Source organism: Streptomyces sp. NPDC051907, from assembly GCF_040681075.1.
Lineage (GTDB): Bacteria > Actinomycetota > Actinomycetes > Streptomycetales > Streptomycetaceae > Streptomyces.
The window spans coordinates 23,261-43,002 of the sequence record NZ_JBFAYB010000033.1 but is presented as its reverse complement, the minus strand read 5'-3'; the positions used below and the strand labels follow the sequence as shown (position 1 = coordinate 43,002).

The 19,742-nt window shown below is 71.3% G+C and carries 17 protein-coding genes; 10 read left to right on the top strand and 7 right to left on the bottom strand.

What is annotated here, in order from left to right:
• The first annotated feature begins 35 nt into the window (after window positions 1-35).
• Together AB0M39_RS19180 and AB0M39_RS19175 are read left to right on the top strand one after the other, a co-directional pair.
• The gene (locus AB0M39_RS19180) at window positions 36-995 is read left to right on the top strand and encodes a hypothetical protein (RefSeq protein WP_365365768.1); all 960 of its coding nucleotides are present in this window, start codon (window positions 36-38) and stop codon (window positions 993-995) included.
• Window positions 996-1,289: 294 nt separating this feature from the next.
• Window positions 1,290-1,685 carry an ATP-binding protein gene (locus AB0M39_RS19175; RefSeq protein ID WP_365365766.1) on the top strand — a complete coding sequence of 132 codons (396 nt, stop codon included), beginning with the start codon at window positions 1,290-1,292 and terminating at the stop codon, window positions 1,683-1,685.
• A 128-nt stretch (window positions 1,686-1,813) separates the two neighbouring features.
• Here the strand turns inward: AB0M39_RS19175 and AB0M39_RS19170 are convergent, their stop codons facing one another.
• On the bottom strand, window positions 1,814-2,911 hold the full coding sequence (locus AB0M39_RS19170) for a bifunctional succinyldiaminopimelate transaminase/glutamate-prephenate aminotransferase (protein ID WP_365365764.1): 1,098 nt from the start codon (window positions 2,909-2,911) through the stop codon (window positions 1,814-1,816).
• Window positions 2,912-3,148: 237 nt separating this feature from the next.
• Window positions 3,149-3,469 (bottom strand): ferredoxin, encoded by a 321-nt coding sequence (gene fdxA / locus AB0M39_RS19165; RefSeq protein WP_365365762.1) that lies wholly within the window; start codon window positions 3,467-3,469, stop codon window positions 3,149-3,151.
• A gap of 114 nt (window positions 3,470-3,583) precedes the next feature.
• On the opposite strand from fdxA, the gene AB0M39_RS19160 reads away from it, so the two are divergent.
• From AB0M39_RS19160 to AB0M39_RS19145, 4 genes are all read left to right on the top strand, one after another.
• Entirely contained in the window at window positions 3,584-4,588 is a 1,005-nt protein-coding gene (locus tag AB0M39_RS19160; protein WP_365365760.1) for a GNAT family N-acetyltransferase, read from the top strand.
• 17 nt (window positions 4,589-4,605) lie between these two features.
• Window positions 4,606-5,520 carry a transglutaminase-like domain-containing protein gene (locus AB0M39_RS19155; protein ID WP_365365758.1) on the top strand — a complete coding sequence of 305 codons (915 nt, stop codon included), beginning with the start codon at window positions 4,606-4,608 and terminating at the stop codon, window positions 5,518-5,520.
• A gap of 19 nt (window positions 5,521-5,539) precedes the next feature.
• Window positions 5,540-6,712, top strand: coding sequence for a DUF1266 domain-containing protein (locus AB0M39_RS19150; RefSeq protein ID WP_365365756.1), 1,173 nt, complete (start codon window positions 5,540-5,542; stop codon window positions 6,710-6,712).
• A 168-nt stretch (window positions 6,713-6,880) separates the two neighbouring features.
• Window positions 6,881-7,249: a DUF6193 family natural product biosynthesis protein gene (locus AB0M39_RS19145; protein WP_365365754.1), complete on the top strand. Its 369-nt coding sequence runs from the start codon at window positions 6,881-6,883 to the stop codon at window positions 7,247-7,249.
• A 193-nt stretch (window positions 7,250-7,442) separates the two neighbouring features.
• Here AB0M39_RS19145 and AB0M39_RS19140 read toward each other — a convergent pair whose 3' ends face one another.
• From AB0M39_RS19140 to AB0M39_RS19125, 4 genes are all read right to left on the bottom strand, one after another.
• The gene (locus AB0M39_RS19140) at window positions 7,443-9,710 is read right to left on the bottom strand and encodes a hypothetical protein (protein ID WP_365365752.1); all 2,268 of its coding nucleotides are present in this window, start codon (window positions 9,708-9,710) and stop codon (window positions 7,443-7,445) included.
• A 234-nt stretch (window positions 9,711-9,944) separates the two neighbouring features.
• Window positions 9,945-10,364: a DUF6113 family protein gene (locus tag AB0M39_RS19135; RefSeq protein ID WP_365365750.1), complete on the bottom strand. Its 420-nt coding sequence runs from the start codon at window positions 10,362-10,364 to the stop codon at window positions 9,945-9,947.
• Complete coding sequence (gene mshB / locus AB0M39_RS19130) at window positions 10,361-11,254, bottom strand: N-acetyl-1-D-myo-inositol-2-amino-2-deoxy-alpha-D-glucopyranoside deacetylase (protein ID WP_365365748.1); 894 nt, start codon at window positions 11,252-11,254, stop codon at window positions 10,361-10,363. The genes AB0M39_RS19135 and mshB overlap by 4 nt, the downstream gene beginning before the upstream one ends.
• Before the next feature lie 49 nt (window positions 11,255-11,303).
• Entirely contained in the window at window positions 11,304-11,498 is a 195-nt protein-coding gene (locus AB0M39_RS19125; protein ID WP_365365746.1) for a hypothetical protein, read from the bottom strand.
• A 157-nt stretch (window positions 11,499-11,655) separates the two neighbouring features.
• Here AB0M39_RS19125 and AB0M39_RS19120 point away from each other — a divergent pair, with 157 nt between their 5' ends.
• Window positions 11,656-13,788, top strand: a complete 2,133-nt coding sequence (locus tag AB0M39_RS19120; RefSeq protein ID WP_365365744.1) for an alpha/beta fold hydrolase — start codon at window positions 11,656-11,658, stop codon at window positions 13,786-13,788.
• A 410-nt stretch (window positions 13,789-14,198) separates the two neighbouring features.
• Here the strand turns inward: AB0M39_RS19120 and AB0M39_RS19115 are convergent, their stop codons facing one another.
• On the bottom strand, window positions 14,199-15,179 hold the full coding sequence (locus AB0M39_RS19115) for a hypothetical protein (RefSeq protein WP_365365742.1): 981 nt from the start codon (window positions 15,177-15,179) through the stop codon (window positions 14,199-14,201).
• A gap of 558 nt (window positions 15,180-15,737) precedes the next feature.
• Here AB0M39_RS19115 and AB0M39_RS19110 point away from each other — a divergent pair.
• The 3 genes from AB0M39_RS19110 (at window position 15,738) to AB0M39_RS19100 (ending at window position 19,742) form a co-directional block, all read left to right on the top strand.
• Window positions 15,738-16,679 (top strand): ABC transporter permease, encoded by a 942-nt coding sequence (locus tag AB0M39_RS19110; RefSeq protein WP_365365838.1) that lies wholly within the window; start codon window positions 15,738-15,740, stop codon window positions 16,677-16,679.
• A 116-nt stretch (window positions 16,680-16,795) separates the two neighbouring features.
• Window positions 16,796-18,586 (top strand): ABC transporter substrate-binding protein, encoded by a 1,791-nt coding sequence (locus AB0M39_RS19105; RefSeq protein WP_365365836.1) that lies wholly within the window; start codon window positions 16,796-16,798, stop codon window positions 18,584-18,586.
• Window positions 18,587-18,764: 178 nt separating this feature from the next.
• Window positions 18,765-19,742, top strand: coding sequence for an ABC transporter permease (locus AB0M39_RS19100; protein WP_365365740.1), 978 nt, complete (start codon window positions 18,765-18,767; stop codon window positions 19,740-19,742).

Sequence of the window (19,742 nt, the reverse complement as noted above, 5' to 3'; positions counted from 1 at the left end):
CCGACCTTAACCCGGGCTCCAGTACGGTGGGCAGCGTGTCCGAGACCGCCTCTCCCGTCCGGCGCGGCCGCACCATGCGCATCGCGGCCGCGCTCGCCGTGCTGCTGGCCCTCGTCGGCTATGTGGTGGTGCAGTACGTGACCGGCGGCGGCGCTCCGCGCTGCACCGTGCGCGCGGCGGACGGCGAGGGACCGACGTACGAGCTCAGCGCCGAGCAGGCCGCGAACGCCGCGACGATCTCCGCGGTCGGCACCACCCGGGGCCTGCCCGAGCGGGCGGTCACCATCGCGCTGGCGACGGCGCTCCAGGAGTCGGCTCTGCGCAACATCAAGCACGGCGACCGGGACTCTCTCGGCCTCTTCCAGCAGCGCCCGTCCAAGGGGTGGGGCACGCCGAAGCAGATCCTCGACCCGGTGTACGCCTCCGAGCGGTTCTACGAGCGTCTCGCCGAGGTCCCCGGCTACTCGCGGCTGCCCCTGACGGTCGCCGCGCAGCGCGTGCAGCGCAGCGGCTTCCCGCAGGCGTACGCGAAGCACGAGCCGAACGCCGGCCTGCTGGCCGCGGCCCTCACCGGGCGCGCGTCGGCGGCCCTGACCTGCGAGTCCCGCAGGGGCGACGCGGAGGCGGGCGACGCGGGGAAGGTGCGGTCCGAGCTGGTGCGCGCTTTTGGGCCCGAGGTGCTGCCGAAGGGCGCGTCCGCCGGGCGGACCGGCGCGCCGGCCGCTCGCGAGCTGTCCGTGCCGGTCGAAGGCCGCCTGCGGTCGGGCCTGCGGACGGACGGCGGCGGGGCCGGGCAGCAGCGCGGCTGGGAGCTGGCGCACTGGGCGGTGGCCCGGGCGGAGGAGCTGCACATCGAGGAGGTCTCCTTCGGGGGCCGGGTGTGGAGCTCGAAGGAGTCCGAGCGGGGCTGGCGGCAGGCGGAGGAGCCCGCGGCCGCCGAGGGCGAGACGGCACGTTCGGGTGCGGGCGAGGTCCGTATGCGCATCGCTCGCTAGTCCGACCGCTCACTCGGAAGCAGCACTGCGGCCGCGGCCGTACGAGACCCCGGCCGGCATTTCGCACACACCGGGTCCGGACACTCGAATCCCTTACAGACAACGGGAAGTGACGGTTCGGCAGGCGATTCCTCAATGGAATGTTTGCCCGTCTTTATCCACAGCAGATAATGCGACGCATTACCAACTCTTTACGTTGACCCACCGCAACTTCCCCGCCCCTTGGAGCGGTTGTCATGGCGTCCGAACGATGGACAGGCACCATCCACACGTCTTCTCGTCTCAAGGAGCAACATGTCCCTCCCCCTGACCCGTCGGATCGCCCGTGCCGCGCTGCTCATCGCGGCGGGAGCAGCCCCCGTGGTCGGTGCGGCCGGATCGGCGAGCGCCGTGGACCTGTCAGGCGCCGCCCCGCTCGGCGGCTCGAGCCCGATCAGCGCGCCCGACACGGGCGGCCTCGGCAACGTGGTCACCGGCGCCTCGGACAAGGCGGGCACCACGGGCGCCGGCGCGGTCGACTCGGTCAGCAAGGCCGGCAAGGAGACGACCCCGGCGGCGCAGAAGGCCGCCGGCGACACCGCGGGCAAGGCGGGCAGCACCCTCGGCGAGACCGCCGGCACCGCGACCGAGTCCCTCGGCGGCGCTGGGGGTCTCACCGAAGGCGGCCTGCCGGTGGACGCGCCCCTCTAGCCCTCAGCCCGCGGAGCCAGTCCCCGCGCGAGCCGAAGGGGCCCCGGAGCACATGCTCCCGGGGCCCCTTCGTGCGTACGGAGGTACGGACGGACGTCGGCAGACCGTGCGGGCGCGTCCGTAGCCGCTCAGGCGCCGAGCCGCTTGACCGCCGCCTCGACGCGCTCGTCGGTCGCCGTGAACGCCACGCGCACGAACTGCTCGCCGGCCGTTCCGTAGAAGTCGCCGGGCGCGACCAGGATGCCCAGCTGCGCCAGGTAGGCGACCGTCTCCCAGCACGGCTCGTCCCGCGTCGCCCACAGGTAAAGGCTCGCCTCGCTGTGCTCGATGCGGAAGCCGTGCGCCTCCAGCGCCGTGCGCAGAGCGGCGCGCCGGGCGGCGTACCGCGCCCGCTGCTCCGCGACGTGCACGTCGTCGCCGAGGGCCGCGACGGTCGCCGCCTGCACCGGGGCGGGGGTCATCATGCCGCCGTGCTTGCGGATCTGGAGCAGCTCGCCGAGCACGGCCGCGTCGCCCGCGATGAAGGCGGCGCGGTAGCCGGCCAGGTTGGAGCGCTTGGAGAGCGAGTGGACGGCGACGATCCCCTCGTAGACGCCGCCGCAGACGTCCGGGTGCAGGACGGAGACGGGCTCGGCCTCCCAGCCCAGCTCGAGGTAGCACTCGTCGCTGAAGACGAGCACGCCGTGCTCGCGCGCCCAGGCGACGATGCGGATCAGCTCGTCCTTGGGGATCACCCGGCCGGTCGGGTTGGAGGGCGAGTTGAGCCAGAGCAGCTTGAGGCCGGCGGGGTCGAGCTCGGTCGGGTCGTCGTAGACCACCGGCTCGGCGCCGCACAGGCGCGCGCCCACCTCGTACGTCGGGTAGGCCAGCCGCGGGTAGGCCACCTTGTCGCCCGGGCCGAGGCCGAGCTGGGTGGGCAGCCAGGCGACGAGCTCCTTGGAGCCGACGACGGGCAGGACGTTGGTGTGCGCGACGTCGACCGCGCCGAGCCGGCGCTCGACCCAGCCCGCGAGCGCGTCCCGCAGATCGGCCGTGCCCCACACCGTCGGATAGCCGGGCGAGTCGGCCGCGTCGACGAGGGCCTTCTGGATCAGCTCGGGGACCGGGTCGACGGGCGTGCCGACGGAGAGGTCCACGATGCCGTCGGGGTGGGCGGCGGCCGTCGCCTTGTACGGCTCGAGCTTGTCCCAGGGAAAGACGGGGAGGCGTGAAGAGACTGCGGACACAGGCTTCTCTTTCTCGTTCTCGTGACTCGTGCTCGTGACGTGTGCGTGTGCTCGTGACGTGTGCGTGTGCTCGTGCGCTGGCTCGTGAGGCGTACGCGCTCGTGCGGCCGGGAGGGCAAACGCCTCGGCCCCGTACGGACGACGAACCGTACGGGACCGGGAGCGGCGCACTGCAGGCCGCGTATGGCTACTGACTGCCTGCCGGCTCTGCCTACGCGTTCTGCCTATTGGCTCTGACTACTGGTTCTGCGGCGGCAGGGCGGAGATGAAGGGGTGGTCCCGCTCGATCAGGCCCAGCTTCGAGGCGCCACCGGGCGAGCCGAGCTCGTCGAAGAACTCGACGTTCGCCTTGTAGTAGTCCTTCCACTCCTCGGGAGTGTCGTCCTCGTAGAAGATGGCCTCGACCGGGCAGACCGGCTCACATGCCCCGCAGTCGACGCATTCGTCCGGGTGGATGTACAAGGACCGGGAGCCCTCGTAGATGCAGTCGACGGGGCACTCCTCGATGCACGCCTTGTCCTTGACGTCGACACAAGGCTGCGCGATGACGTAGGTCACGCTGTCGTTCCTCCTCGGTAGGGCTGGCATTGCGCGGGAGCGCGGCGTCGTCGATGCCCGCCCCTAGTATCTCCGTTCTTGGGGACGATCCGAACAGGAGGGGCTGACAGAGCTGTGGAATTCACTGCGGGCGGACGGCTCGAGGTCCGTATTACACCTGCTGACGTGGGCAAACGGGTGTCGGTGCGGTGCTTGACCGGCCCTGGAGCGGGGACCGAGAAGTTCACCGACACGGTTGGTGTTCTCACATCCTGGTACGAGGGTGTGCTGCTGATCACACGCCGTAGCGGAGACAGTGTCCGCATCCCGGAATCGTCCCTGGTCGCGGGCAAGGTCGTCCCCTCCGCGCCGGCCCGGCGGCGGGGACCGGCGGCGGACTTCGCGGAGCTGGCGCGGGTGATCGCGCGGTCCTGGCAGCCGGTGGAGAGCGAGCGGCTCGGCGAGTGGGAGCTGCGGGCGTCCTCCGGGTTCACCCGGCGCGCCAACTCGGTGCTGCCGCTCGGCGACCCTGGGCTGCCGCTCGACGACGCGCTGGAGCGGGTGCGCGAGTGGTACGGGCGGCGGTCGCTGCCCCCCTATATACAGACCTCGACCGGGGCGGCGGGGACGCAGGAGGAGCTCTGCGCGCAGCTCGAGGCGCGCGGCTGGCTGCGCGAGGTCTCGGCGGAGGTGCGGACCGGCGGGCTCGCCCCGGTCGGCGACCTGGACGCGGACGTCTCCGCCGTACGCCTGGCACGCTCCGTGGACGAGGCGTGGCTGCGGCGCTACCAGCGCTCCGTGTCGCCCGGCCCCCATGTGCTGCGGGTGCTGGAGAGCGGTCCCTCGGTCTGGTTCGCCGCCGTACCCGGTCAGGGCGGGCCGGGCGACGCCCCGGCGGCGATCGGGCGGTGCGTGGTCGACGGCCGCTGGGCGGGCTTCATGGCGGTGGAGGTGGCCCCCGAGGCGCGCCGGCTGGGTCTGGCGACCGCGGTGATGACGGCTCTGGCCCGGCGGGCACTGGAAGAGGGCGCTTCGGCGGCGTGGCTCCAGGTGGAGTCGGACAATGAAGGGGCGCGTGCGCTGTACGAGGGAATGGGCTTCACGGTCCACCACCGCTACCACCACTTCCGATCTGCCTAGGCGGGTACGAGTCGCGTATGCACGAATCCCCCGACGAGTCCCCCGACTGGTCCGGCGACTGGTCCGGTGACCTGCCCGGCGGTCGTTCCGGCGACCGTTCGGGCGACGGCGGCGCCGCCGAGCGGCGGCGCCGGTTCGCCGAGGAGGTCCGCTCTGAGCGGCCGGACCTCGCGCTGCTGTGCCTGCTGGTCGGCGCGGAGGCGGATCCCGCGCTGGGCGAGGGCGGCGAGGACGAGGCCCAGATCGAGCTGGACCGGCTGGCCGGGCTGCTCCCCTTCGGCCTGGCCACCCCGCCGGCCTGGGCGTCGGCGCTGGCGGCGCTCCTCGGCGGCCAGTGCGACTTCAGGGGCTCCCCCGCCGACTACCAGCGCCTGGAGTCCTCTCTGCTGCACGAGGTCCTGCGCCGCCGCCGCGGACTGCCGATCCTGCTCTCGGTGGTCTGGATCGAGGTCGCGCGCCGGGCGGGCGCGCCGGTGTACGGAGTGGCGCTCCCCGGCCACTTCGTCGTCGGCTTCGGCGCCCCGCACGAGCAGATCCTCGCCGACCCCTTCGCGGGCGGCCGCCTCCTCACCGGCGCGGACACGGAGCTCCTGGTGGCGGGCGCGACGGGCGCGCCGCTCGACCCGTCGATGCTGACGCCCGCCGATCCGCTGGAGATCATGGTCCGCATCCTGAACAACATCCGCGCCTGGGCCGCGGCCCGCCCGGAGCGCACGGACGTGGCCCTATGGGCCGTCGAGCTCTCCCTCCTGCTGCCCTCCCACCCCGCCCGCCTGCGCTATGAGCGCGCCCAACTGCTGGTCGAGCGCGGCGAGTTCCTGGCCGGGGCGGCGGAGTTGGACGCGTACGCGGACGTGGTGGCGGCGGTCGAGCCGACGACGGCGGCCGCGATCCGCGGCAGGGCGCGGGCGGCGCGGGCGATGCTGAACTGAGTTTGTAGGGTTCGGTGCCATGACCACCAGTGCATGGCAGGCGCCGACCGACGTGGAGAAACAGCTGTACGCGGCGAAGGTGCGGGGGGACCGGGAGACGTATCTCGATGTGCTGGCCGGGACGCAGCTGTTCCATGCCATGGCGCGCGACGACGCCGACGACGATCCGGAGACCGTCATACGGACTCCGTACGTGGACGGGCGGACCGGGCGCGAGTGCTACGCGTTCTTGACGGAGGGCGAGCTGCCCGTGCCGGCGGCGGACACGGTCTACTTCTCCGTCAGCCTGGGGTGGACAGCCGAGGTGTGGCACGACGACACCGCCTGGCTCGCCGTCAACCCGGGTACGCCGAGCGAGATGTTCCTGCCGGGCACTCCTTCGGAGCGCGCGCTGTGGCGCGAGCACGACGCCCGGACCGCCAACACCGAGGCGGGCAACCTGCGCACGCTGCGCGTGGGCGGTCCGACCGAGGAGGCCGTGGTGCGGGGGCTGGGCTGCGCGGCGCATCTGAACGTGCGCAACGGGGAGTTGTGGAACGCGCTGCCGACCCATCACGGCCAGGGCTACGCCCAGGAGCGGCACCGCCTGGACACATGGTGGGGCGTGACGGACCGGGAGGACTGGCAGGGCAGCCAGGAGCGGCTGCTGAACGGCGGTGTGATCAGCCCGTTCTGGGACTTCGTGCTGGAGCTGCGCCAGATCCTGGTGGACGAGTACGGCGCACCCGTCGACGTCACCCTGTGGCGAGCGCTCGTCGAACGGGCCATGCTCCGCCGCGAGCAGGAGACCGGCGACAGCGGCGTCCCCGGCGGGATCGAGGCGATGCAGCAGCTCGTCGGGCGGATCCTGCGGTACGAGGCGCGCTTCAGGGCCGACGGGCTGCTGCCTGCCGACGGGTACGTACGGACCGTTCTCGCCTGGGACTACGGCCGCGCCGCGAGCATGGCGCGCTGGGGACTGGGCGCCCGCTACTGCGACCTCGCCGAGGCCGAGGACGCGCTGATACGCGCCGCACAGGCCGCACAGGCCGAGTACGACTCGTGGGAGGAGTTCTCGACGGCCTTCGTCCTGGGCCGCTGCCTCCACTTCGACGAGGAGGGCTTCGGCGAGTGGTACACCGAGGTGCTGGACGCCCACCGCATCCTCACGAGCGACGCGGAGAGCCCCTGGCTCACGGTCCCCTGGAAGTAGGGCCGGCAGGTACGGTGACGTGGCGTCATGGACGCATCTTCGGCGGCGACTTCGCGGGATCGGACTGACGAGGTGACGACATCACGTGACTGAGAACGTAGGCGGTGTGTTCGCCGCCAACCTTCCCGCCGACTGCGGCCCGGCGATCATCGGCACGACGGAGGACCTGTGAGCGACAGCGAGAGCATCACGTCGGTCGCAGACATCGTGGCCGCTCAATGGCGCCGCCTCATCGAGGACGGAGACGACGTGGTCGACCCCGCCGTGGTCCGTGCCGCGTACGCGCAGCCATACCTTCGGAGGCTCTTTCCCGGAGTGAGCCACGGCGTCATGTTCTTCGCACAGCGACCAAATTCCACTCCTGTCGGGGGCTCCGTGTATCCCCAGGGGAAGAACGGTCAATTCTGGGTCAGGGGCCCGCTCGGTGTCGGCAGCCTCGGTCATGTCGACACCCTCGAGGAGGCGTTTGCACTCGTCGTCGAGAGCCTCCCCGAGGACTGCGGGCCCGCCATCGAGGGGACGGCGCGGGACCTGTGACGGGAGGTGGGGGCTCCCACGTTGAGGGGATCGTCCTTGCTGGGGACGTCGTGGCTGCGCAATGGCAGCGGGTTCTCGCGTGGAGACCCAAAGTCATCGACCTCGCGATGGTCCGCGCCGCATACGCGCAGCCACGGCTGTCGGAGCCTCCGCCTGGACCGGCGGAAGCTCCGACAGGAAGCGAGGACCCCGATCAGCTCGGGTTCAGCGCGATGATCGCCGTGCGTTCCGCTGGGGTCTTGCCGCGCAGGGCCGGGCCCATCGCCTGGGCCACGTCGTCGGCGGTGACCTCGTGCTGCTTGCCGTCGCCCTTGGTGATCATGATGCCGTCGAAGACGCCCGCCAGGAGCTCCTCGATCGCCTGCTTGTCGTAGACCTCGACCAGCTTGCCGTCGATGGGCTTCATGGAGAGGATCTTCGGCAGCGACTTCGCGGGGCCGAACTGGATCTGCTTGCCGCCCGCCTTGATCGTGATCAGGCCGGACATCGCGGGCTCCGCGAACGACTTCATCGCCTGGTCGATCTCGGCCTGGGTGATGGTCGGCTGGCGGGTGGCGACGGGCAGTTCGACGACGTTCGGCTTGCCGGTCTCGACCTGGGCGCGGTACGCGTCCTTGACCGAGATCATCGAACGGCCGACGTCCAGCGTCTGGCCCGCCTTGCCGGGCGCCCCGACGGCCTTGCCGGGCACGAAGTTGATCGTGCCCTCGGTCGCCGAGCCCGAGACGCCCGCCAGGTCGGTGAGGGCGACGCCGAGCTTCTCCTCGTCGACGACGATCACCGGCTCGGCGACGCGCTCGCCGCCGAAGAGGGAGCCGATCACCGAGACGGGGTTGTAGTCGTTGCCCGCGGCGGCGCGGACCGTGGCCTGGCTGTCCAGAGTCAGACCGGCCTTGTCCGGGGCGAGCTGCGTCTTCTTGCCGCCGACGGAGAGCTGGAGCGGGGCGGCCGCGCGCTTGCCGAGGGCGCGGTCGAGCTTGTTGACCGCCTCGTCCTTGGTGCCGCCGCCGATGTCGACGCCGAGGACCGTGGTGCTCTTCGGCACGTCGGAGTGGTTGAGCAGCAGCCCCGCGCCGTACGCGAGCCCGACCAGGACGAACACGCCCACGCCGACGAGGACCAGCTTGGAGCGGCCCTTCTTGGCGGGCGGCGCGGGCCGGGACGCGGGCGTGGTCTCAGCGGGATCCGGGACGGGCACGACCGGGCCGCCGGCCGCGCCGGGACCGCCGGCGAACTCCGGCGCGGAGAAGTCCTCGGGCTCGTACGGCGACGGGATCCGGGGCGCGAGCGGATTCGAGCCGGTCCCAGGGCCCGTCCCCGGGCCGCCCTGCGGCGGGAACGGGGAGCGGTGGTGCTCCGGCGAGACGACCGGGATGCCGCTGGTGAGCGTGTCGCCCGAGACATGGCCGCCGCCGTCGGGCGCGGGCTGCTGCGGGGTCAGGATCGCGGTGTCGTCGGACATCCGGGGTGCGCCGACGGGGCCGCCGGGGGCTGCGCCGGGGTTCTGCGGGCCCGAGCCGCCGGGGCGGGGGACGATGGGCATGCTGCCGGTGGACGGGCCGGCCGTGGGCCCGGCAGGCCGGTCGGACGCTCCGGGGGGACGCACGCCGAACGGAGGCGTGTTGCGTCCGGGCGCGAAGCCGTTTCCGGCGGGGCCGGCGGAAGTCGCGGGGGCGAAGCCGTTTCCGGCGGGGCCGGCGGGCGCGCCCGGCTCGGCGGACGTGCCGCCGTCCGAGAAGTACGGCAGCCCGGCGCCCGGTCGCTCGGCCGCGGCGGGCCGCCCAGGCGCGGACGGACCGGAGGGGCCAGAGGGCGCGGACGGCTGGCCGGCGAGGGCGGCGAGGCCCGCGCCGTTCGTGCCGCCGGGCACGGAGCCGGAACCGGAAGCAGGACCAGAACCAGGAGCAGGACCGGAGCCGCTCGCGTCGGGGCCGGGAGCCGGCGACTTGCGCGGCGCGAACCAGTCGCTCGTCGGCGCCTTGTCCTCGCCCGCCGGCTCGGCGGACGGGATCGGCGTCTCCTGAGTCGTCTGCGGCGACTCGGGCCAGGGCGTCCCGCCGGTGCGCTCGCTCTCGCCGTCGCCCGGGCGTGCGCCCGGGACGGAGCCCGAGGAGGATGCGGACGACGCGGTCGAAGCCGACGAAGGCGACGACGAGGAGACTCCGGACTTGCCGGACTTGGCCGCCTTGGCGTCCACGTCGCTCATCGGCGTACGCATCACGACCGGCGGAATCGGCCGCGAGCCCGGAATGTTGATCCGGATACGCGTCGTCAGCGTGGTCTCGGTCTTCGGCTCATCCGGCTGCGGCTCGGGAGCGGCGCCCGCGCCCTCGTCCGGAGCGTCCTGCGTGGGATGCAGCGACGGATACTGGCGGGATCCGTACGGCGGTGTCCCCGAGGGGTACGCAGCTCCACCGCGCCCCTGGGGGCCGGAGGACGAACTGTCAGTTTCACGACTCAAAGCAGGTTCTCCCGGTTGGCCTCGCCGCCCGTTTCTTACTGGATTGCTACTGCTGTGGGCGGCTCGGCGGCGCGCACCACCATACTGAACGCCGCCAACACACACCCTGGACTGTGGAAAGCGACATTCCGCCGACCGTACGGGCATGGTCAGTTCAGCGGCTTCCCACCCCTTGGAGCGACCCACCATAGGGGTCCGCAGGTCCGGCCGCGTGCCGGGGGTCCCGCAGGCCCCTCACTTGCCAAGTCGGCTGGGCCCCGAACCCGGTTGCGTCGGCCCGGTCATGGTGGCACACATCACAGCGACGGCCATTCCTCCGAGGATGAACACGAGCGGGCCGAGCCCCGCGGAGAACAGCCCGTCGCCCTCGGGCCGGCCGATGCTCAGCAGCACGACCGCCGTCAGCCAGCCGACGGCCGGCACGACCACGCCGAGCTGGGTGCCCATAGCGCGCCGCGCGCCATAGAACAGCCCTGCCGCGCCGAGCAGCGCGAGCAGCAACCCGGCAGGCATCCACGCCCCTTGGACCAGCGAGCCCGCGACGCCGACGACCGCACCGAGGACGGCGAGGCCGAGGTACGCGGCGATCCGGCCGGGCTTGGGCGACTGGGCCAGCCACGCCCCGGGCGCGTCGTGTCCGCTGCCGCCGCTCACTGCTCCGCCACCCCCGCGAAGAGGTCGTGCTCGCGTGCGCCCGCCGGCGCCGCGGACTCTCCCTGGACCAACTGGTAGTACTCCATGGCGAAGATCGGCTGTCCCAGATCGTTGGAGAGTGCGAAGAAGGGTCCGTCCACGGCGATTTGGGTGGCATGGGCGCGCATTGCGGCGGCTTTCCGCTCGGCGTACGGCGTGCCGTCGATCTCCGCGGTGATCTCGGAGTCGTCCACCACGCCTGGAATGTCGTCGATCGACGCGATGCCCGGGAAGTCCGCGCCGCCCGCATCGTGCAGCCGTGCGAAGCCCTCCTCGGCGACGGAGCGCGGCACGCGGTTCCAGTAGATCTTGGAGACGGCGTGCGGCTCGCCGAGGTCGCCCCTGAAGCCGGGGTCGGCGGCCAGCTCGGCCGCGCGCATCGCGACCCGGTGCGCCTGGATGTGGTCCGGGTGCCCATAGCCGCCGTGCGGGTCGTACGTCACCAGCACCTGGGGCCGCACCTCGCGGATCACCTCGACCAGATGCGCGGCGGCGTCGTCCACGTCGGCGTTCCAGAACGCGCCCGTGCGGTGGTTCTGCGCCACGCCCATCATCCCGGAGTCGCGGAAGCGGCCCGGCCCGCCGAGGAACCGGTGGTCCTCGACGCCGAGCTCCTTCATCGCGGCGGCCAGTTCGCCGATCCGGTGGGGGCCGAGGCGGTCCTCCCGGTCGGGCGCGAGATGAGCGAGGTCGGACGGGATGACCTCGCCCTCCTCGCCGAGGGTGCAGGTCACCAGGGTGACCTGGGCGCCGGCGGCGGCATAGTGCGCCATGGTCGCGCCGTTGTTGATCGACTCGTCGTCCGGGTGCGCGTGCACCAGCAGCAGACGGCGGGCGGGCAGATCCTTCATACGGGACAGCCTACGAGGCGGGACGCGCCGCGCGGCCTGGCCCGCCGCGCTAGAACTTGATGCCGCCGATCATGCCTGCCACGTTGGTCGTCAGCTCGGTGATGGTCGGCGCGACGGACGAGCTGGCCAGATAGAACCCGAGCAACACGCAGACCGCCGCATGCCCGCCCTTCAGCCCGGATTTCCGGACCAGCAGGAAGACGACGATCGCCAGCAGCACCACCGCCGAAATCGAGAGTGCCACGGCGGTTCACCTCCACAGATACTCGGTCCGGAACGGGCAGGTCGCATGTGCCAGGGGATTCATACCCACCTTGCGCTACGGATCATAACTATCCGTGCCAACGCATCGATCGGTGCACAGCAGCACATGGGGGCGCACGAACGCTAGGTTCGGTCGCATGACCACGAGGCAGCTCTCCTTCCCACGTCAGTACGCCAGGACCCAGCGCTTCACGCTCGGGGCGCCCCGGGCCTTCACGGTGTCGCCGGACGGCGGTCGGGTGGTGTTCATCCGCTCCACGTCCGGGACGGACCGGACCGGACGGCTATGGGTGCTCGATCTGGATCCGGAGGGGGGTCGGCCGGCCGAGCGGCTCGCGGCGGATCCGCAGGCGCTGCTCGGCGGTGCGGACGAGGAGCTGTCGGCCCAGGAGCGGGCCAGGCGCGAGCGCAGCCGCGAGGGGTCGGCGGGGATCGTCGGCTACGCGGTGGACCAGACCGTGGAATTGGCTGCTTTCGCACTGTCGGGACGGCTGTTCACGGCCGAGCTGCGGGCCGGGACCGCGCGCGAGCTGCCGACGCCGGGGCCGGTGATCGACCCGCGGCCCTCCCCCGACGGGCGGCACATCGCGTACACGGCGCAGGGCGCGCTGCGGGTGACGGGCGCGGAGGGCGAGGGGGACAGGGCGCTGGCCGAGCCCGAGGACGAGCACACGACCTATGGGCTCGCGGAGTTCATCGCGGCCGAGGAGATGGACCGCTCGCGCGGCTTCTGGTGGGCGCCCGAGTCGGACCGGCTGCTGGTGGCCCGCGTGGACGAACGGGACGTACGGCGCTGGTGGATCGCCGATCCGGCGCATCCGGGGCAGGAGCCTCAGCAGATCGCCTATCCGGCGGCCGGGACGCCCGACGCCGAGGTGCGGCTGTTCCTCTACACGCTGGACGGCGAGCGCACGGAGGTGACCTGGGACCGGGCGCGCTACCCGTATCTGGCGCGGGTGCACTGGTCGGCCGCGGGCGCTCCGCTGCTGCTGGTGCAGGCGCGGGACCAGCGCACCCAGCTGTTCCTGGCCGTGGACACGGCGTCGGGCGCGACGAGGACCGTGCACGTCGACGAGGACCCGGTGTGGCTGGATCTGTTCCCCGGGGCGCCCGCCTGGGCGCCGGACGGGCGGCTGGTACGGATCACGGACGAGGGCGGCGCGCGGGTGCTGGCGGTCGGCGACCGGACGCTGACCGGGGCGCAGTTGCATCCGCGCGCGGTGCTGGACATCGGCGAGAGCGACGTCCTGATCTCGGCGACGGCGGGCGAGACGGCGGCGGACCCCGAGGTCGGCGAAGTCCATGTGTACCGGGTCAACGAGTTGGGGGTCGAGCGGGTCTCGGAGGGTCCGGGGGTCCACTCGGCGGTGCGGTCCGGCGGGGTGACGGTGCTGGCGTCCTCGCGTACGGAGGCGAGCGGGGCGTCCGTGCAGGTCCTGCGGGAGGGGAAGCAGATCGCGATGGTCGCCTCGCACGCGGAGCAGCCGGTGCTGAGCGCGAAGGTGCGGCTGTGCGAGGCGGGGGCGCACCGGATTCCGTGCGCGGTGCTGCTGCCCACGGAGTACAAGAAGTCGGATGGGCTGCTTCCGGTCCTTCTGGACCCCTATGGAGGGCCGCACGGCCAGCGGGTGCTCGCCGCGCAGAACGCGCACCTCACCTCGCAGTGGTTCGCGGACCAGGGCTTCGCGGTGATCGTGGCGGACGGGCGGGGCGCGCCGGGCCGCTCTCCCGCGTGGGAGAAGGCGATCAAGGACGACTTCCCGCTCACCCTCGACGACCAGATCGAGGCGCTGCACGCCCTGGCGACGTCCTTCCCGCTGGACCTGGACCGGGTCGCGATCCGCGGCTGGTCCTACGGCGGCTACCTCGCCGCCCTCGCGGTGCTGCGGCGGCCCGACGTCTTCCACGCGGCGGTGGCCGGGGCGCCGGTGACGGACTGGCGGCTGTACGACACCCACTACACCGAGCGCTATCTGGGCGATCCGTCGAAGCAGCCGGACGTCTACGCGACGAACTCCCTGGTCACCGACGAGGGCCTGTCGGGGGCGCAGGAGCCGGCCCGCCCCCTGATGATCATCCACGGCCTGGCGGACGACAACGTGGTGATGGCGCACACGCTGCGCCTCTCGTCGGCGCTGCTGGCGGCGGGCAGGCGGCACGAGGTGCTGCCGCTGAGCGGGGTGACGCATATGACGCGGCAGGAGGATGTGGCGGAGAGGTTGCTGGTGGTGCAGGTGGGGTTTGTGCGGGAAGCGTTGGGGTTGGGGTAGGGGTAGGGGGGGTCTGCCCCTCCCCGCCCCTACCCGCTTCTTGTCCTCAATCTCCCCCAGACTTCGTCCGGGGGGACCCCCAACGGGCTGAGGGGGGCGCGACGCTGCTGGGCCGGGCCGACGGGCTCGGCTCTCCTGCGGGGCTCCGCCCCGGACCCCGGTCCTCAAACGCCGGACGGGCTGAAAATCAGCCCCGCCGGACCGGGCTGACAGGCTCGGCCCTCCCGCGGGGCTCCGCCCCGGACCCCGGTCCTCAAACGCCGGACGGGCTGAAAATCAGCCGCCCGGCAGCTATTCAGCCCGTCCGGCGATTGAGGACGAAGCCTTCAGCCGGGGCGACCCGCACATCCAGCCCGTCCGGCGATTTAGGACAGAACCTCCAGCCGGGGCGACCCGCGCACTCACACCCCCTACCAGCCTGGGGGCCGGGTTGAAGGGGGTGGAGGGCCAGGGGACCAGGGGACAGGGGGTGGGGGCGTCTCTTGGGTTGGGGGCGATGCGCGGGAGAGCGTGAGCAGGATCGTCGCGCCCGCCGCGAGTTCGAACAGCCAGGAGAGGACCACGAGGCCCTCCCTCGACGGCAGGTCGCCGAGGTGTGTCAGGAGGTCGTGGCGGGCTGCCGTGTGGACGTTCGCTCCGCCCAGGGCCGTCAGGAACAGGCCCGCGACCAGGCCCAGCGGGCGCGCGGAGACCGTTCGGGTCAGTGCGCCCACGCCCGCCGTCGCCGCTATGGCCGCGATCGAGGCCATCAGCCAGCCCGGCGGCGTCCCCAGCAGGGCGAGCCTGATGGACTCGCTGCCGGTGAACCGGTCGGCGTACTCGACCCGCCCCCGGTACTGCCGCGCCGCGTCGATCTCCCACGCCGTCAGCACGATCGCCGCCGCGACGAGCAGCACCCCCGCCGGCACGGACACCCGCTCGCCCAGCCGCGTCGGCGCCGGCTCGTCGGCGTCCGCCGGCCGGCGGCCCGCCGCCGCGGCGATGAGCAGGCCGACGCCCAGGCCGAGCGCCGCGAAGGCGCAGTACAGCGCGCGGGTGCGCAGGTCGTCCGTGGCCTGGAGGTCCATCCAGGAGGAGCTGAGGACCCACAGTCCCGGCAGCCGTACCGCGAGGGTGATCACTCCCGCGGCGACCAGCACCGCCGCCGCGATCGACGAGCGCAGGACGACGACGGCCGTCACGACGCAGACCACCAGGAGCAGTGGGTCCACCAGCGTCGTCGCCAGCGGCTCCAAGGCCATGCCGCGGACGCCGGCGCCCGTCCAGAAGCGCCAGAGGTCGAGCGGACCGTCCGCCACCGTGAGATCCCGGACGATCCATGCGCCCGTGATGAGCGCGAGCACGGCGCACAGCACCGCGCCGGTGATCCGGGCCCCCCGTGTAAGAGTCACAGTGCGATGGTGCATCGCTGCTCAGCGTTGAACAAGGGCCTTCAGGGCATAGCCGCCCTTTGCGGGGAGGGGGGTGCGACCGGCCGGGGCCCCATGGCGAGGACCCGGCCGGTCTACGGCACCCGCACGGCCGTACGCTGTTCAGGGTGGCGCGTTCGTATATCGGAGTTGCGACAGTCAAGTTGCCTGTGTGTTAACGAGTTTGATGGGCATTTATCGAGCTATGTCGCTCGCCCTGACGGACTGTCAAGCACGCCGTCACGTCGATCTGCAAAACCTTCGCTCAAGATACGCGCAGATATCACGGCTTCCGCTCCCCGACTCTTGACTCGCGTAGAGCGCCATTGCCACAGTCCGCTCAACCCCGCGGCATTTCTTCGATGTCCGCGACGGCTGCACGTACGTCATGAACGCGAGCCATGAACCGTGAGCCATGAATGTGCGGGGGCGTGAACAGACGTGACGATTCCATCCCGTGCCGAGTCCGGCGTCCCCGGGGCGATCCCGGACGCCGACGCCGGCGCTCTTCCTGTCGCGCCGGCCACGGAGGACCGGAGCCTGGTCGGCCGGTCTCCCGGCCAGCTGGCGTGGCGGCGTTTCAAACGCGACCGCACCGGCGTGCTCGCCGCGTACGTCGTGCTCTTCTTCTTCCTCGTCGCGGCGCTCGCCCCGGTGATCGGCTGGCTGTACGGAAAGGATCCGTACACGACGTACGGCCTCGACCGCCCTGAATTACTCGACCCGATCACCAGCTACCCGATGAAGCCGAACGGCGGAATCGACGGCGAATTCTGGTTCGGCATCGAACCGCGGCTGGGCCGCGACGTGCTGATGCAGTTGGTGTACGGAATCCGGACGTCGCTGCTGATCGGTCTGGCCGCGACCGTCCTGTCCACGCTCACGGGAATCCTCGTCGGCGTCACGGCAGGCTATATGGGCGGCCGTACCGACTACTTCCTCGGCCGGTTCATCGATCTTCTGCTCTCCTTCCCGCAGCAGCTCTTCTTCGTCGCCTTCATGCCGGTGGTCACCGCGCTCTTCGTGAGCCCGCAGAAGGAGACCCCGACCTATTTCCGGGTCACGGCGCTGGTGCTGGTGCTCTGGCTGCTGGGCTGGATGACGCTCGCCCGGCTGCTGCGGTCGCAGGTGCTGAGCCTGCGCGAGCGGGAGTTCGTCGAGGCGGCCAAGGTCACCGGCGCTCCGCCCTGGCGCATCATCCGCAAGGAGCTGCTGCCCAATGTGACGACGCCGATCCTGGTGCAGTCCACGCTGATGCTGCCCAACTTCGTGACCCTGGAGGCCGGGCTCTCCTTCCTCGGGGTGGGGCTCGTGGAGCCGACGCCGGACTGGGGGCGGATGTTCGCCAAGGGCGCGGAGTTCTACGAGGGCGACATCACGTACATGTTCTTCCCCGGCATCGCCATGGTGATCTTCGTCGTCGCCTTCAACCTTCTCGGGGACTCGGTCCGGGACGCCATCGACCCGAAGACCAAGCACTGACGCACGGCAGGGCAGGGCACAAAAGCACGGCACAGCACGGCGCACCGCAACGCACATCGCACGGCTCGTCGCACGTCATTCAGTGTTCCGTCCCATGAGGCAGGTGCATGAAGACCATGACGTCCACCACCCTTTCGCGCAGAGTGCGGATCCCGGCCATCGCGGTCGCCGCCGGCGCTCTCGTGCTCTCCGCCTGCAGCAGCGGCGGCGGCGACGGCAAGGACAAGCCGTCCAAGGAGCCCGAGATCAAGCAGCAGACCATCTCCATCGGCACCGCCCAGGACTCCACCGGTCCCGCCCCCGATCTCCCGGGCGCGAAGAAGGGCGGCACGGTCACCGTGCTCCAGCGCGACGCCTTCGAGCATCTGGACCCCGGGCAGATCTACGTCAGCGACGAGCTGATCATGCAGACGCTCTTCAACCGCACGCTCACCACGTACAAGGTCGACGACGCGACCGGCAAGGTGACGCTGGTGGGCGACCTCGCCACCGACACGGGCAAGTCGACGGACGGCGGCAAGACCTGGACGTACACCCTCAAGGACGGGCTGAAGTTCGAGGACGGCACGCCGATCACGTCCCGGGACGTGCGGCACGGCGTCGAGCGGCTGTATGCGAAGTACCAGGTCAGCGGCCCGACTTACCTTCAGCAGTGGCTCTCGGGTCCCGGCCAGACCTTCCGTAAGGCGCTTCCGGACGGCCCGTACAAGGGCAAGCATCTGCCGGACAGCGTGCTGGAGACGCCGGACGACAAGACGATCGTCTTCCACTTCGACCAGCCGCGCGCCGAGGTGCCGTTCGCGGTCGCCATGCCGAACATCACGGCGGTGCCGGCGGCCAAGGACACCCAGGAGAGGTACGACAAGGCCCCGGTGGCCTCAGGCCCGTACAAGATCCAGAACTTCAAGCCGGACAAGGGCATCGAGTTCGTCAGGAATCCCAGCTGGGACCCGAAGACCGACGCCGTGCGCCATCAGTACGTCGACAAGTTCTCGGTCACTTTCGGCCACCAGTGGGTGGACTCCACGCGCCGGCTGGTCGCCGGGCAGGGCGCCGACCGGACCGGGATGACGTTCACCAACGCGGTCGACCCCTCGCTGATCTCCACGGTCCTCAAGAACAAGGACGCGATGGCCAGGTCGTTCACCAAGACCCAGCCGTACGTCGACGTCGTCAGCTTCAACATGGACCGGCTGAAGGACAAGCGGGTGCGGCAGGCGCTGGCCTGGGCGTGGCCCTCGGGTCAGGTGCTCCAGCAGTACGGCGGAGTGAAGGCCGGCGAGGTGGCGGGCGGTCTGGTCGGCCCGACGCTCAAGGGATACCAGCCCTTCGACCCGTTCGAGAAGAAGAAGTACCCGGCGGGCAACCCGGAGAAGGCGAAGGCGCTGCTGAAGGAGGCCGGGCAGGAGGGCAAGACGATCGTCTACGCCTACGCCAACACCGGTCCCGCGCAGAACTCCGCGGTGGTCGTGGAGCGGGCGCTGGAGAAGGCCGGATTCCAGGTGGAGAAGAAGGAGATCGACTCCACGACGTACTACACGCAGATCGGCAAGGTGAAGAACCAGTTCGACGCCTACCGCTCCTCGTGGGGCGCCGACTGGCCGTCGGCCTCGACCGTCGTGCCGCCGCTGTACGACGGCAAGAACGTCTACGACGACTCGGCGAACTACGCGCACCTCGACTCCGCCTCCGTCAACGCGGACATCGCCAAGGCGGAGAAGATCGGCGACATCGACCAGGCCGGCTCGGAGTGGATCAAGATCAGCCAGAAGATCCTCACCGAGGAGGTGCCTCAGGTGCCGATCTTCTACAACCGGCTGTTCACGCTCTGGGGCTCGGGCGTCGGCGGTGTGAAGTTCCATGAGCCGTACGGGGCCGTGGACCCGACCGCCGTCTTCGTGAAGTAGCCGTCCGCGACCGGCCCAGCCGGCCCAGGGCATCGGGGCGCCCCGCCCGTGCGCGGACGGGGCGCCTCCCCCGGGGCCCCGGGGTCTCCGCCAGGTCGCGCCCGGCGCCGCCCTCCCCCGGTACTCCCCAGTCCTCCCTGGTCCTCCCCGGTCCCTCTCACCGGAAGCCCGCGAAGCCATGCTGAGATTCCTCGTCCGCCGCACGCTCGGCGCGCTCGTCATCCTTCTGGTGATCAGCGCGGTCACCTTCTTCCTGTTCTTCGCGCTGCCCGCCGAGCCCGCCCGGCTGGCCTGCGGGAAGAACTGCGATCCCGAGGCCCTCGCGCTCATCAACAGCAACCTCGGCCTCGACAAGCCGATCCCCGTGCAGTACTGGCAGTTCATGGTCGGGATCTTCGCCGGCCGCGACTTCTCCGTCGGGCCCTGCGACGCGCCCTGCTTCGGCTACTCCTTCGTCAACCAGGAGCCCGTCTGGGGCACCATCCTGGACCGGCTGCCCACCACGCTCTCGCTGGCCGTCGGCGGCGCGGCCGTCTTCCTCACCGTCGGCGTCGGCATCGGCCTGCTGGCCGCCGCCCGCCGCGGGACCTGGGTGGACAAGTTCTTCAGCTCGCTCTCGCTGCTGGGCTCCTCGCTCCAGATCTACTTCGTCGGCGTGCTCTGCCTCGCGTTCTTCGTCTCCGACCTCGGCATCATGGACCAGCCGGAGTACCGGCCGTTCACCGAGAACCCCGCGCGCTGGTTCAGCGGAATGCTGCTGCCCTGGCTGGTGCTGTCCATGATCTTCATCGCCAACTACAGCCGCCTGTCACGCTCGTTGATGGTCGAGCAGCTCCAGGAGGAGCATGTGCGTGCCGCCCGCGCCAAGGGGCTCGCACGCCGGACGGTCTTCTTCCGGTACGCCATGAGGGGCGCGGTCGCCCCGGTGCTGACCATCTTCGGCATGGACCTCGGGTCGCTGCTCGGCGGCGCGATGATCACCGAGTACACCTTCACGCTGCACGGCCTCGGGCAGCTGGCCGTGAAGTCCGTACAGCTCACCGATCTGCCGATGCTGATGGGCGTGATGCTGATCAGCGCGGCGGCGATCGTCTTCTTCAACATCGTCGTGGACGCGGTGTACGCCCTGCTCGATCCGCGTGTGCGGCTGGCCTAG